The sequence below is a fragment of the Streptomyces sp. A01 genome (assembly GCF_059026195.1).
Map to the genome: position 1 here is coordinate 231,758 of NZ_JBWLKN010000008.1, position 14,644 is coordinate 246,401.

At 72.3% G+C, this 14,644-nt stretch carries 6 protein-coding genes and 1 pseudogene; all 7 read left to right on the top strand.

Annotation, left to right across the window (positions count from 1 at the left end; genetic code table 11):
* Positions 1-400 precede the first annotated feature (400 nt).
* The 7 genes and pseudogenes from AC5P1B_RS13630 to AC5P1B_RS13660 all read left to right on the top strand — a co-directional run bounded on the left by AC5P1B_RS13630 (position 401) and on the right by AC5P1B_RS13660 (position 14,521).
* Positions 401-1,732, top strand: a complete 1,332-nt coding sequence (locus AC5P1B_RS13630) for a hypothetical protein (RefSeq protein WP_493887253.1) — start codon at positions 401-403, stop codon at positions 1,730-1,732.
* Between the two features lie 129 nt (positions 1,733-1,861).
* Entirely contained in the window at positions 1,862-2,158 is a 297-nt protein-coding gene (locus AC5P1B_RS13635) for a LacI family DNA-binding transcriptional regulator (RefSeq protein ID WP_493887254.1), read from the top strand.
* A gap of 23 nt (positions 2,159-2,181) precedes the next feature.
* Positions 2,182-2,475, top strand: a pseudogene (locus AC5P1B_RS13640) (type 1 periplasmic-binding domain-containing protein); the annotation flags it as partial.
* The gene (locus tag AC5P1B_RS13645) at positions 2,360-2,926 is read left to right on the top strand and encodes a substrate-binding domain-containing protein (RefSeq protein WP_493887255.1); all 567 of its coding nucleotides are present in this window, start codon (positions 2,360-2,362) and stop codon (positions 2,924-2,926) included. The pseudogene AC5P1B_RS13640 and the gene AC5P1B_RS13645, both read left to right, overlap by 116 nt.
* A 455-nt stretch (positions 2,927-3,381) precedes the next feature.
* The gene (locus AC5P1B_RS13650) at positions 3,382-4,536 is read left to right on the top strand and encodes an aminotransferase class I/II-fold pyridoxal phosphate-dependent enzyme (protein WP_493887256.1); all 1,155 of its coding nucleotides are present in this window, start codon (positions 3,382-3,384) and stop codon (positions 4,534-4,536) included.
* A 122-nt stretch (positions 4,537-4,658) separates the two neighbouring features.
* The gene (locus AC5P1B_RS13655; protein ID WP_493887257.1) at positions 4,659-12,923 is read left to right on the top strand and encodes an SDR family NAD(P)-dependent oxidoreductase; all 8,265 of its coding nucleotides are present in this window, start codon (positions 4,659-4,661) and stop codon (positions 12,921-12,923) included.
* A complete protein-coding gene (locus AC5P1B_RS13660; RefSeq protein ID WP_493887258.1) occupies positions 12,920-14,521 on the top strand; it encodes a PfaD family polyunsaturated fatty acid/polyketide biosynthesis protein in 1,602 nt (533 codons plus the stop codon). The genes AC5P1B_RS13655 and AC5P1B_RS13660 overlap by 4 nt, the downstream gene beginning before the upstream one ends.
* Positions 14,522-14,644: the final 123 nt, after the last annotated feature.

Genomic DNA, 14,644 nt, shown 5'->3' on the forward strand with positions numbered 1-14,644 from the left:
GCCCAGGTCGATGAGTCGCGGGCAGTGGTGTCTGACGAGGGGGAGCTGCCGAGTGCACCGCGTCACCGTACTGAGCCGCACAGCAACACGTCTTCTCCTTCGGGGAATTGCGGTGGCCGCGGGGGCCACGGTCCCACCGGGTCGGGCTCGGCCGAAGCCCGGCCGGTCGGTCGGCCAGGACGGCCAGGACGGGCAGGACGGGCAGGCCCGTACGGGACAGAACCTGGCCCTCGATACCGGCGGCCGGCGCGACGTCCACCCGGCACAAGCGGCTCCCTGCCACGGGGCGGGGGTCCGTACGCGCCGAACCCGGCGCGGCGCCGCGGCACACCGCCGCAAGTGCCGCCCCGCGTCGTGTCGTTGGCGTCGGACGCTCGTTGCCCTGGGCATGCGGAACACCATGAAGCGCACGATGTCCGCCTCGCGCGACCGGGCGGCCGGTGCCCGGTACGGGCGGGCCAGGGGCGGCAGACCCGCGTGGGCCCTGATCGCGGTGTCGTTGGCTCTCCTGGGTGACATGGCCAGTGCGGGGACCGCGGTCGCCACCGCGCGGCCGCCCGGCGTCGTACGGGGAACCGCGCACGACACCGCGGCCCGCGACCTCGCCTCGCGCTATCTCGACCTGCCGCTGGCCAACGCGGACGGTGAACACATCGGCGGCGTGCATCCCTCGCTGCCTTCGGAGGCGGCGCCGCTGGAGGCCGCGCTGGCCGCCGTGCGCGCCGCGGGCATCGCCCCCGCCCGCTACCGGGCGCTGCTCTGGCAGTACTGGCTCGTGCGGGCGGTCGACGACGCGGGCATCGACCTGCGCGGCTGGGCACCGGCAGGCGGCGCCGAGGCCAACAGGCACATCGTGGTGGCCGCCTACACCCACTACGGAAGGATGTTCCTGCGCCACCCGGAGCTGCGCTGGGCAGGCATGGCGAACATCATCGGCCCGTCGTTCGCTGCCGGTTTCCTGGACCTCGACGCACTGCCCAGGCTCGCGCCTCTTCTCGCGCGGAAGATCAGCACGCTGCCGCCGGAGCTCCAGGACCGGCTGCCGCGCGAGGTCACGGACCTCGCGCGGGACGGCGCCGACCTGACGGCCGCCGACCTGCGGTGGTTCGCCGTCAAGCTGCTCGCCATGCACAAGCACATCTACATGGACCAGGCGTCCATGCATGCCGCGTATCTGTACGGAGGGACGGCGGCGACCGACGAGATGCTGGCGGCCGGGCTGATCGACGACGAGGCAGCCGCTTCGTGGCGCAGCATCGCCACCGGACGGCCGACCGAGGTCGACGCCGCCAACACTCAGCTGCTGTCCCGTGAGCAGAACCAGATCATCGCCGACCAGTGGGACCAGACGCGCGAGCACCGCGGACCTCTCGGGGGGCTGGTCACCTACGCCATCACCGTCGCCGGTGGTGTCTCCCTGCCCGGCGCCCGCACCCCCGCCCAGTACTCGCCGCTCGTCGTCAGCACCTGGACAGGAGCCGGCATCCCCCACGTCCGGCTCACCACCCCGCTGCCGAGCTTCAACCTCGCGGACCGCGTACGGCGCTGGGACTACATCACCCACGACACCCTCCCCGCCTACCAGCGCCTGCTGCGCGAGCATCCGGCACTGGCGCGGCAGATCGTCGCGAGTCCCGTACGCGACCGGATCGCGCGCCAGCGCCTGGCCGTACGCTGGCCGAAGCTGGCAGCCGACCTCGTCACCGGCTGGCGCCTCGAAGCCCGCCCGTAGCCGCGGCGCCGGTGGCCGCGCGGCATCGCAGCCGCGCTATGAGCGGCCGGACACATCGGCGGGGCTTTCGGCCGGGCGGGTACCGTGTGGCGCGTAGCCCACCAGCCAGGTCACAGGGAAGGAAGACGCGTGCCCCCGCCCTCTGACGCCACGAAACCGCCGACCATGGCGGACGTCGCCCGGGTGGCAGGCGTGTCACATCAGACGGTGTCGCGCGTGCTCAGCGACCATCCCAACGTGCGGGAAGTGACGCGTGCGCAGGTCAACCAGGCCATCGCACGGCTGGGCTACCGTCGCAACTCCGCTGCCCGCGCGCTGGTCACCCGGCGTACGCACACCCTCGGCGTCATCGCCGTCAACACCACCCTCCACGGGCCGGCGAGCACGCTCGCCGGGGTGCAGGAAGCGGCCCGCGACCAGGGTTAGCGGCCCGCGACCAGGGTTATCTGGTGTCGACCGTCACCCTTCGTACCGCTACGCGAGCAGGGCTCGGCCAGGCGATGGAGCACCTCACCGCGTGGGGGGTCGAAGGCGTCATCGCCATCACCCCGCAGCGCGAGATGGTGCGGGCTCTCGCGACGACGCGGACCGCCTTCCCTGTGGTCACGGTGGAAGGCGGGCACCGCCTTGAGCTGCCTGGCGTCTCCCTCGACCAGGCCCTCGGCGCCCGTATGGTCACCGAGCACCTGCTCGCCGCGGGACACCGCACGGTATGGCACGTCGCCGGTCCGCCGGACTGGCTGGAGAGCGAGGCACGCGCCCGCGGGTGGGAGGACTCCCTGCGGGCGGCGGGAGCGGAGGTTCCGCCGCTCCCGCGGGGCGACTGGAGCCCTCTTTCCGGCTACCACGCGGGCCGGCAACTCGCGGGTCACGCCGCGTGCCCGGCTGACAGCGGTGTTCGTCGCGAACGACCAGATGGCCCTCGGGGTCCTGCGCGCCTTGCGTGAAGCGGGCATGAGCACTCCCGCCGACGTGGCGGTGGCCGGATTCGACGACATTCCGGAGGCCGCTTTCTTCCCTCCGCCCCTGACCACCGTCCGGCAGGACTTCGCCGCGATCGGCCGCGGCAGTATCGCCCTGCTGCTGGAGCACATCGAGGGCCGCACGACGGAGGCGACCCACCTCACCGTCGAACCAGAGCTCATCGTTCGCGCCAGCACCGCTCGACCACCGGGCTCCCCGCTGCCTCATTGACCGGGCTTCCCCGTCGGCGCCGCCTGCGGCAAGCGGGCCCGGGTGGCTTCTCCGTGCTGGTACGGACGGCCGGTGGTGGGGGTGGCCCAGATGCGACGGCCTCCCGGCCCCGTCCGCCACCCGGCGGCCGCACTGGGTCGCGTAGGAACACCCGCGCGCTCCGGTTCCACCGCCGCGCCAGGAGCGGCGGAACCAGCCAGAGGTGATCCCTGCCCGCCGGGCGTTCCGGTGGCTGGCGGAGACGTGACTGGCCGCCTGCGTCGGCTGGGATCAAGTCGCTCCGCATGCGCGGCACAGCAGGTCGGCGGCACAGCAGGTCTCCCCGCCGAGCCAGGGTGTGTCAGGAGGACCCTGGGATCGGCACATCCCAGGGTTCTTCCCGTAGTGGTGGGCGGTGCGCGCCCGGCAGTCTGCGTCACATGATTTCGCAGGCATACGGGAAAACGATGGCACCCATGCTGGATCTGGTGCGGGACGTGAGGGACCGCGGTCTCTACCCGTTCGAACCGGCCTTCGCCGCGGGTCAGGACGTGCGGACCGAGCTGGACGGCGACGATGTGCTCGTACTGAGCACCAGCAACTATCTCGGGCTCGCCGGGCATCCGGAGATCACCGAGGCGATGAAGTCGGCGCTGGACCGCTTCGGTTCCGGCAGTTGCGGTGCCCGGCTCGTCAACGGCACCACGACGCTCCACCAGGAGCTGGAGGCACGGCTCGCGGACTGGCTGGGCACCGAGGCGGCGCTGACCTTCAGCTCGGGCTACATGGCGAACCTGGGCGCCATCTCGGCGATGTGCGACTCGGAGACGGTCATCGTCACCGACCAGCTCAACCACATGAGCATCATGGACGGCTGCCGGCTGGCGGAGAGCCGTATCAAGATCTTCTCGCACAACAGTGTGCCCAAGCTGGAGTACATCCTGGAGCGCAACGCCGACGCGGCGAAGCGCTTCGTCGTGGTCGACGGCGTCTACTCCATGGACGGTGACCTGGCGCCACTGGCCGAGATCGCCGAGCTGACCCGTCGTCACGACGCGATGATGATGGTCGACGAGGCGCACGCGCTCGGCGTCATGGGGCCGGGCGGCCGTGGCGCCGCCGAGCACTTCGGCGCCGTCCCGGACCTGCTGATGGGCACTTTCAGCAAGTCGCTGGCCGGAGTGGGCGGCTTCGTCGCGGGTGGTCGCGACGTCATCGAGTACATCCGGCACACCTCCCACACCTACACCTTCAACGCCAGCCTGCCCGCGGTCACCGTGGCCGGGGTGCTGAAGGCCCTGGACCTGACGCAGCGCGAACCATGGCGCAGGAAGCGGCTGTGGGAGAACACCGAACGGTTCCGCACCGGCCTGGTCGCGCTCGGCTTCGATGTCATGGGCACCCGGACACCGATCGTGCCCGTCCACGTCGGCGATGAGACGACCGCCCTCCGCATGGCCAAGGACCTGCTCGCACGGGGTGTGTACGTCTTCACCGCGATGTTCCCCGCCGTGCCCCCGGGCACCGCGCGGTTCCGGCTCACGGTGACCGCGGCGATGGAACCTCACGACATCGACCACGCGCTGGAAGCCGTGCGAGAAGTCGCGGAGGCCCACGGCCTCCTCAGCTGACCGCCCCACCGTTTTCCGACCAGTCCAACCAGTCAACGCGTGCGACCAGTTCGACCCGTTCAGTCAGTTCGAACCGTTCAGTCAGTTCGACCCGTTCAGTCAGTTCGACTAGGGGGAAACCGATGCCCGTATCCACGGCATCAGACAGCACAGCGATCGCGATCATCGGCCTCGGGGGGCTGTACCCGGGGGCCGCGAACATCGGACAGTTCTGGGACAACATCGTCCGCGGCGTGGACAGCCTCCGCGACGTCCCCGACACCCACTGGTCGGTCGCCGACCACTACGACCCCGACCCCGGCGCGCCGGACAAGACCTACGCCAGACGCGGCGGGTTCATCCCCGAAGTGCCCTTCGATCCGATGGAGTTCGGGCTGCCGCCGAAGACCCTGGAGTTCACCGACGTCCTGCAACTGCTGAGCCTGCTCGTGGCCAGGGAGACACTGGCCGACGCGGGCTGCGGCGAAGCGGACTGGTTCGACACCACCCGCACCGGCGTCGTCCTCGGGGTCACCGGCGCCAACTCGATCATCCAGCCGCTGTCGACCAGGCTCCAGACCCCGGTGCTCAAGCGCGTGGTGCGCAGCTGCGGCCTGACGGAGGAGGACGCCGAGGAGATCGCGGACAGGTTCACCAAGGCGTTCGTGCCGTGGGAGGAGAACGCGTTCCCCGGCCTGCTCGGCAACGTCGTCGCAGGGCGGATAGCCAACCGGTTCGACCTGGGCGGCGTCAACTGCACGGTGGACGCGGCGTGCGCCAGCTCGCTCGCCGCCGTGCGGATGGCGACCGACGAGCTGGTCTCCGGCCGCGCTGACCTGATGCTGACCGGTGGCTGCGACGCGGACAACAGCATCCTGATGTACCTCTGCTTCTCCAAGACGCCCGCCCTCTCCAGGAAGGGCAGCATCAGGCCGTTCGACGAGGACGGCGACGGCACGATGATCGGTGAGGGCATCGGCATGCTCGCCCTGCGGCGGCTGGCCGACGCCGAACGCGACGGGAACCGGATCTACGCGGTGCTCCGCGGCCTCGGTGCCTCCAGCGACGGCAGGCACAAGAGCATCTACGCCCCGCGCGGGGAAGGCCAGATGGTCGCCCTGGAACGCGCCTACGCCGAGACGGGTTTCGGGCCCGACCAGGTCGGTCTCCTGGAGGCGCACGGCACCGGTACCCCGGTCGGCGACCTGACCGAGCTGACCGCGCTGCGCGGTGTCTACGAGCGGGCCGCCGCGGGCAGGCACAGCGTCGCGATCGGCAGCGTGAAGTCCCAGATCGGCCACACCAAGGGCGCGGCGGGCGCGGCCGGGCTGATCAAGCTGGCGCTGAGCCTGCACCACAAGGTGCTGCCGCCGACGATCAACGTGACCCGGCCCAGGGCCGCACTCGGCTTCGACGACGGGCCGTTCTACGTCAACACCGAATGCCGGCCGTGGATCACCGAGCCGCTGCGCCCGGTGCGCCGGGCGGCGGTGTCCTCCTTCGGGTTCGGCGGCACCAACTTCCACTGCGTACTGGAGGAGCACCCGCGCTCCGCCGGTGAGCCGGCTCCCCGGCACGCGGCGGCACAGGTCCACCTGTGGCACGCCGACTCTCCCGATGAGCTCCTGACCGCCCTCGCGGGACCGCCGTGCGAGGACGCCGTCACCCCGCACCGCGCCAGGTTGGCGATCGTCGCCGGGACGGCGGAGGAACTGGCCAGGCTGTGCGCCGACGCGCTCGACCGGCTGCGCGCCGACCCCTCGGCGGAGTCCTTCGAGTCGGCCGACGGCGTCTACTACCGCCGCTCCGGCGTTCCGGCGGGCAAGGTCGCCGCGCTGTTCGCCGGGCAGGGAAGCCAGTACCCCGCGATGGGCGCCCAGACCGCGCTGGGAGTGCCGCAGGTGCGCGCCGCGTTCGACGCGGCCGCGGCCGAGTGCGGCCAGGCTGACCCGCTGGGGCCTGTGGTCTTCCCGCCGCCGGCCTTCGACACCGCGGGCCGGGCCGAGCAGGAGAGCGCCCTGCGCCGCACGGATTACGCACAACCGGCGATCGGCGCGCTGTCCACGGGCCAGTACCGCTATCTGGCAGGACTCGGGTTCGGTGCGGACGCGGCACTGGGGCACAGCTTCGGGGAGCTGACCGCGCTGTGGGCGGCGGGCAGCATCAGCGACGCGGACGTCCACCGGCTGGCGGGCGCACGCGGCAGGGCGATGGCACGGCGCCCCGCGGACCTGCCCGACCCCGGCACGATGGCCGCGGTGCACGCCGGCCAGGCGCGGGTGGCGGAGCTGCTCACCGGCCACCCGGACGTGGTGGTGTGCAACCTCAACGCGCCCGGGCAGACCGTCGTCGGAGGCGGCAGCGAGGAGGTGCGGGCGTTCGTCGCGCACTGCGCCGCCGAGGGGGTGCGCGCCCAGCCGCTCCCGGTCGCCGCGGCGTTCCACACCCGCTACGTCGCGCACGCCGCCGAGGAGTTCGCCGAAGCCCTCTCCACCGTGGAGATCGCACCACCCCGCTTCCCGGTGTACGCGAACACCGAAGGCGCGGCGTACGGCGTCGACGCCGCGGCCAATCGCGGGGTGCTCACCGAGCAGCTGACGAAACCGGTGCACTTCGAGCCCCGTCTCCGGCAGCTCTACGCCGACGGATTCCGGATCTTCGTGGAGTTCGGCCCGAGGTCGGTGCTGGCCGGGCTGGCGCGGCGGACCCTCGGCGACCGGCCCGATGTGACCGTGCTGCACGCGGACCCCGGTCCCGGGCGGGACGGGGATGTGGCACTCAAACAACTCGTGGCCCGCCTGGCCGTGCTGGGCCTGCCACTCAAGGGGTTCACCCCACCCACTGGCATGACGGACGCGGAAGCGCCCAGGAAAGGAATGGCGATCCCGTTGAGCGGTACCAATCACGTACCGGCCGAGCGTCGGCGCGAGTATCAGCAGGCGCTGGAGAACGGCCCTACCGTGCGCATGGAGCCCGTGCGGGCGGCGGCCGGACCGGCGGACCCGCCCACCAGCGAGCACCTCGCCCTGCACCGGACGTTCCTCGACGGGCAGCTCCAGATCGCCGAGCGGATGAGCGCGGTGCTGCAAGAGGAGGCGCGTAACGGCATGCGGGAGTCCGTGCTCGACGCCATCAGCGTGATCGTCGAGCACAGCACCGCGATCAGCCGCAGCCACGGAGAGGCGTTCCGCAGCCTGGCCCGCCTCGATTCCGGCACGGCCCTGCCCGAAACCGCCACGGAGCCCTCGGCCGTGAGGGAACCGGTGACCGCGGTGCGACCGCGTCCGGCGCTCACCGCCGTCGCCGAACCGGCTGCCGTACCGGCGCCGCCGCAGGCACCACCGGCGGTGGAGGCACCGCAGCCTCCGCCTGCCGAGCAGCCTCCGGGCGCGGCCCCAGCCCCCGTCGTGACTCCCGTACCGGCTCCGGCTCCCGCCGCCCGCACGACGCCCGCACCGGCTTCCGGGGGCCTCGGCACCAGGGAGGTGAGCGAGCAGCTGCTGGACATCGTCGCGGGGAAGACCGGATACCCGGTCGAGATGCTCGATGTCGGCATGGAGATCGAAGCCGACCTCGGCATCGACTCGATCAAGCGGGTCGAGATCATGGGCGCGCTGCGCGAGCGGTTCCCCGCAACGGCGGCAGCCGACGCGGAGACACTGGCCGAACTGCGCTCGCTGCACGACATCGTGAGCTTCGTGGTGGCCTCGGGGGAGGCGGGCGGCCACCCAAAAGCTGAGAGCGGGCTCGGCGTCGCGCGTCACCACGCGCGGCTGAGCCCGCTGTCGCCCGCCGACCGTCTCGACGCGGCCTACCGCCGGCAGCCGGTCGCGCTGCTGGCGGGCGGCGCCCAGGAACTGACCGCGGCGCTGGGCGGGAAACTGACCGCGGAAGGCTGGACCGTCCAGCATGGACTCGACGTACCGGCGGACGTCACCGCCCTGGACCTGGTGCTCTACGCGCCAGGCCACGTCCGCGACCTCGACGAGGCGGCCGGGCAGCTGCGTGAGGCCCTGCTGCTCGCAGGGCGCACCCAGCCGTTGCTGGAGGCCGCGGCCCGGCACGGCAGGGCCGCCTTCGTCACCGTCGTCAGGAACTCGGAACAACCGGCGGCCGCCGCGCTCGGCGGGCTCGCCGGGCTGGTGAAGACCCTCGCGATCGAGGCGCCCACCCTGTACTGCCGCGCGGTCGAACTGGGCGGCGCCCTCGATGAGGGCGCCGCCGCCGGGCTGGTCCTCGCCGAACTGCACGACCCCCGGGCCGCTCTCACCCAGGTCGGCTACGACGCCGCCGGTGCCCGGCACCGGACCGTCCTCACCGACCGGGAACCGGCCGCTGGGCCGCAGGCCCCCGGGCTCGGCCCTGACGACCTGCTGGTGGTGACCGGCGGGGGCAGGGGAGTGACAGCCGCCTGCGTCATCGAACTGGCACGGCGGCGGCGACCGGGGCTGCTGCTGCTCGGCCGCACCCCGCTCACCGGGGAGTACGACTGGGCCGCGGAGGTGCCCGCCGGTGTGCTGCGCGCCGCTGTCGCCGACCGGCTGCGCGCAGCGGGGGCCACGCCGCTGCCGCGTGAGGTGGAGCGCGAGTACCGGGAGATCCTCGCCCAGCGCGAGGTGTCGGCCACCTTGCTGGCTCTCCGGCGGACGGGCGCGGAGGTCGCCTACCTGCCGGTCGACGTCACCGACGCCGAGGCGGTCGGCGCCGCGTTACGGCCCCACCGCGAGCGGATCACCGGCGTGGTGCACGGCGCCGGTGCCCTCGCCGACCAGCTCATCACCGCCAAGCACGCCGAGGACATCGACCGGGTACTCGGCCCGAAACTCCTGGGGCTGCGGTCGGTGCTGGCCGCCGTCGACGCCGACCGGCTTCGGCACGTCGTGCTGTTCACCTCGGTCGCCGGCTTCTTCGGCAACCGGGGGCAGGCCGACTACGCGATGGCCAACGAGGCGCTCAACCACCTGGCGGTCGCCCTGAAGGCCACGCGCCCCGCCATCCGGGTCACCGCGCTGAACTGGGGAGCGTGGGAGGGCGGCATGGTCACCCCCGAGCTGGCCCGGATGTTCACCGAACGCGGGGTCGCGCTGATCCCCCCGGAGACCGGCGCCAGGCTGTTCGCTGAGCAGTTCGAGCCGGAGCGCGGGGAGGACACCGTGTGCGTGCTCGGCCCGCCCACACCGCTGTCCCCGGCCCCCTCACCCCGCCGGGAACCGCCGGACGGCGGAGTGACGGTGCGGCGCGCGCTGCGCCCGCTGCTCGATGACCCCGTGGTGGCCGACCACCGTGTCGACGGCGTTCCGGTCCTGCCCTTGACGGCCGTGCTGGGGGCGATGTCGGACGTGGTCGAACAGGTGCTGCCGACCGCCGTCGTGACGGGCGCCTGGGACGTCACCGTCTTCAAGGGCGTCGTCTTCGACGAGGACGCGCCCACGGTGCTGCGTTTCGAGATCACCGAGCACGCCGAGGGCGGTGTGCGGGTCCTGGTCCGCGACGACCGGGACCGGCCCCGCTACCGGGCGGTGCTCGACACCGGGACTCCGCCCCCGCCCGCGCCGCGCCCGTCCGCGGCGCCCGCGCTGGAGGGCGGCGAGCCGATCGACCCGTACGCGGACGGGGCGCTCTTCCACGGCCCGCGCCTGCGCGGTGTCCACCGGCTGCTCGCCGACGACGGGCAGGACATGACCTTCCAGTGCGCGCTGGCCGACTCCGTCCTCGGCGGTGGCGGCTACGCGACGGCCCGGTACTGCCCCGTCCTCACCGACCTGCTGCTTCAGGCACCTCTGGTGTGGACGCACCGGCGGCTGGGCGTGCGGGTCCTGCCGAGCCGGATCGGACGGCTCGTCCAGTACGGACCGCTGCCGGACGGAGAGCCGTTCGCCGTGTCCGTTACGGATGTGCGGCGCACGCCGAGCGGCGGCCGGTGCTCGGTGGTCGCCACCGGCGCCGACGGGGAGACCCTGGCCGAACTGCGCGACGTGGAGTTGGTCGACCGGCCCGCACCCCCTGCCCGCGCGTCCGTGGTGTGGGACCGGGCGGACCTGCTGAAGCTGGCCACCGGCCGGGTCGCCGAGGTGTTCGGACCTGACTTCGCGGAGGCCGACGAGTTCCCGCGACGGCTGCGACTGCCCGGCCCGCCGTATCTGGTGCTCTCCCGGGTCACCGCACTGCGGGCCACCACCGGCGTGTACGAGCCCGCGGGCATCACCGTCGAGTACGACGTTCCCGATGACGCCTTCACGGTGGACGGGCGGGCGTTGTTCGGCACCGCACTGGAGGCGGCCCAGGCCAGCGTGGTGCTGATCGGCTCCATGGGCATCGACCTGCACAACCGGGGGAAGCGGAAATACCGGCTGCTGGGCGGCAGCAGCGTCTTCCACGGCGATCTGCCACGGGCCGGGGAGACCCTCCGCTACGAGCTGGAGATCAGCAGACTGGTCTGGCAGGGCGACAAGCTGGTGTTCTTCTTCGAGTGCCGGGGGTACCGGGGGGACACCCTGTTCCTGGAGATGCGGGACAACTGCGCGGGCTTCTTCACCGACGACGAACTGGCCGAGCCGCTGGGCATCGTGCCGACCAGGATGGGCGACCAGCGGCGGCGGCTCATGACCCCCGCCACGTTCACCCCGCTGGCCCGCACGGAGCGCACCGCGCTGTCGCCCGCCGACGTGGAACTCCTCACGGCCGGAGACCTGGCATCGGTGTTCGGCGCCAGGTGGGACCAGTCGGCCGACGGGCTCAACCCGTCGGTCCGGCTGCCCGCCGGACAGGCGCTGATGCTGGACGCGGTGACCGGGATCGACCGTACCGGCGGCCCGCGGGGACTCGGCAGGCTGACCGCGACCCGCCACATCACACCGGAGGACTGGTTCTTCCGGTGCCACTTCCCTGATGATCCGGTCATGCCCGGCACCTTGATGATGGAGGGAGCCGCGCAGCTGCTTCAGGTGTACGCCATGTACCTGGGGCTGCATCTGGTCCTCCCGGACGCCGAGTTCCAGCCGCCACCGGGCCGGCGCACCCACTGCACGCTGCGCGGCCAGGTCGGCCCCGGCACCCGGGAGCTGCGGTACACCGTGGAGATCACCGAGATCACCATGCTGCCCAGGCCCACGGTCGTCGCCGACGTCATGGTGTACGACGGCGGCAAACCCATCCTCAGCCTGCGTGACCTCGCCCTTCAGGTACGGGAGAGGCCCGGGACGCCGTGCCGGCCCGAGGAAGGCGGCCGCCCCGCACGGTTCCTGGGCCGCCGCAACAGCGCGGGCGAGCCGGCGCTGGCGAACGAGCTGCACCTGGCGCACCTGGCCAAGGGCGACCTCAGCATGGCCATGGGCCCGGAGTTCGCCGTCTACGAAGGCCGCCTCGCGCCGCGCCTCCCCAACGGGGACTTCCGGTTCCTGGACCGGATCATGGAGTTCACCGGCGAACGGGGGAAGTTGAGTGGCGCGCGCATGGTCACCGAGTACGACTCGCCGCCGGACGCCTGGTACTACGCGGACAACGCGTTTCCCGGCATGCCGTACTGCGTGCTGAAGGAGACGTCACTGCAGTCGGCGGTGCTGACCGGCTACTACCTGGGCGGGAGCCTGCTGACGCCGGATGAGGACCTGGTCATCCGCAATCTCGACGGTTCCGCGGTGCTGCTGCGCGACATCGACCCGCGCGGACGGACCATCCGCCAGGAATCCGAGCTGCTGTCCACACAGCAGGCCCTCGGCGCGACGCTGCAAAGCTTCCGCTACCGGCTCTCCGTCGACGGTGAGGTCTTCTACCAGGGCGAGTCGCTGTTCGGCTACTTCGACGCGACGACGCTCGCCAAGCAGTCGGGGATGGACGGCGGCACGCACGTGCCGCCGTGGCTCACGGACTCCGGCGCCACCCCCCGCAGCCGGGCGATCACCGGGGACGGCGACCTGTCGGCCCCGCGGCCCGGCTCGGGGTTGCGGCTGGCCGGCGGCCGTCTCCGGCTGATCGACCATGTGGACATCGTCCCCGACGGCGGCCGCCACGGACTCGGTTACGTACAGGCACGCCGCCGGATCAGCGCCGATGACTGGTACTTCCCGTTCCACTTCCACCGCGACCCGGTGATGCCCGGCTCCCTCGGCGTGGAGAGCGCGATGCAGGCCCTGCGGGCGTTCGTCCTGCACACCCCGCTCGCCGACCGGCCGGGGGCGGTTTTCACACTGCCCGTCGGGGCGCCGATGACCTGGCGCTACCGGGGACAGATCCTGCCGGACGACCACGAGCTGACGCTCGATCTGCACATCAAGGAGATCAGGGACGCCCCGTCCGCGGGGCCCGAGGAGACCTCGCTCGTCATCGCGGACGGCAGTGTGTGGAACGGGCCGCTGCGCATCTACGAGTTCACCGACCTCGCCGTCGGAATCCGCCAGGGAGAGCGATGAGAAGCCCGCACAGCCAGCACACCACGCCCCGCACCGCGCCCGATACGGGCAGGGACGCCGACGCCCTCATGACCGATCCGGACCGGATACGGCACCGGCTGGCTCACCTCGACCGGACCGTACACGTGGTCGCCACGGACACCGGGCCCGGTATCAGCCTGGCCGCCGAACCCGGCCGACGCCTCATCACCTCCCTCGAACCGGTCCTCCCCGAGGCCCTCGGCTCAGCGGGATTCCGGGCCGCGCACGGGGTGCGGACGGCCTACATGGCGGGAGGCATGGCCAACGGGGTCGCCTCCGCCGACCTGGTCACCGCCGCGGCGCGAGCCGGCTTCCTCGCCGTCTTCGGCGCGGGCGGCCTCCCCGCCACCGTGGTCGAGGACGCGCTGGTCCGCCTCGCCGCGCGGATTCCCGCCCTCCCCTACGCGGTCAACCTGCTGCACACGCCGAACGAGCAGGCGCTGGAACGCGCCGTGGTCGAGCTGTGCCTGCGGCACAGGGTCCGGTGCGTGGAAGCCTCCGCGTACCTGGAGCTGACCCCGCATCTGGTGCGCTACCGGGTCAGCGGACTGCGCCGGGGCGCCGACGGGCGGCCGTACGCGGAGAACCGCGTGATCGCGAAGGCGTCCCGGCCCGAGGTGTGCAGGCACTTCTTCCTGCCGCCGCCCGAGGAGATGGTCAGCGGCCTCCTCGCGCGCGGGCTGATCACCGCGGACCAGGCCGAACTGGCCAGGGCCGTGCCCATGGCCGACGACCTCACGGCGGAGGCGGACTCGGCGGGCCACACCGACCGCCGCCCGCTGTCCGCGCTGCTGCCCGTCCTGACCCGCCAGCGCGACGAGGCGCACCGGCGGCACCCATGGCTGCCGCCGGTACGGCTCGGCGCGGCGGGCGGCATCGGCACCCCGCGGGCGGTGGCCGGGGCCTTCGCGATGGGCGCCGACTACGTGGTGACCGGCTCGGTCAACCAGAGCTGCGTGGAGGCCGGTACCGCCGAGCGGACGAGGCGTCTGCTGGCGACCGCGGAGATCAGCGATTTCGACATGGCGCCCTCTGGCTACATGTTCGAACTCGGAGCGCAGGTCCAAGTGCTGCGCAAGGGCACCATGTTCCCGCAGCGCGCCCGCCGGCTGCGTCACCTGTACGAGAGCCACGGCAGCCTGGAGGAGCTGTCACCGCGCGACCTCGCCTGGCTGGAGGGCCAGCTGCTCCGCACGTCGCTCGACGAGATCTGGGCCGAGGTGGTCAGCTTCTTCACGGCCCGCGACCCGGACCAGATCACCCGGGCCGCCGACGACCCGAAACGGCGCATGGCCCTGGTGTTCCGCTGGTACCTCGGACGGTCCTCACGGTGGGCGCTGAACGGGGACGCGGAGCGCGCCGCCGACTACCAGATATGGGCCGGCCCCGCACTGGGCAGCTTCAACGACTGGGCCAGGGACAGCTACCTGGCAGATCCGGGGAACCGGCGGGTCGCGGATGTGGCGTACCACCTGCTGCGCGGCGCCGCCTTCCACACCCGGACCGCCACGATGCGGCTGGCCGGTGTCCGCCTTCCACCGGAATGCCTGGAATACCGGCCGACTCCACTGCCCTGAAAGCGTTCCTTGCCGCTTGTGGGTGATCTTGGTGGACTTTTCCGTACGCTGTCTCAGTACTGCCGTATGAGCGCAATGGCGTAATTCACCGGTACGGCACCGCTGGGGCCGATAACCTCAGCG

What these genes read in the sequence shown, in the direction of transcription:
- AC5P1B_RS13630 (WP_493887253.1), top strand. Translation starts at nt 401, where the DNA reads ATGAAGCGCACGATGTCCGCCTCGCGCGACCGGGCGGCCGGTGCCCGG.
- AC5P1B_RS13650 (WP_493887256.1), top strand. Translation starts at nt 3,382, where the DNA reads ATGCTGGATCTGGTGCGGGACGTGAGGGACCGCGGTCTCTACCCGTTC.
- AC5P1B_RS13655 (WP_493887257.1), top strand. Translation starts at nt 4,659, where the DNA reads ATGCCCGTATCCACGGCATCAGACAGCACAGCGATCGCGATCATCGGC.
- AC5P1B_RS13660 (WP_493887258.1), top strand. Translation starts at nt 12,920, where the DNA reads ATGAGAAGCCCGCACAGCCAGCACACCACGCCCCGCACCGCGCCCGAT.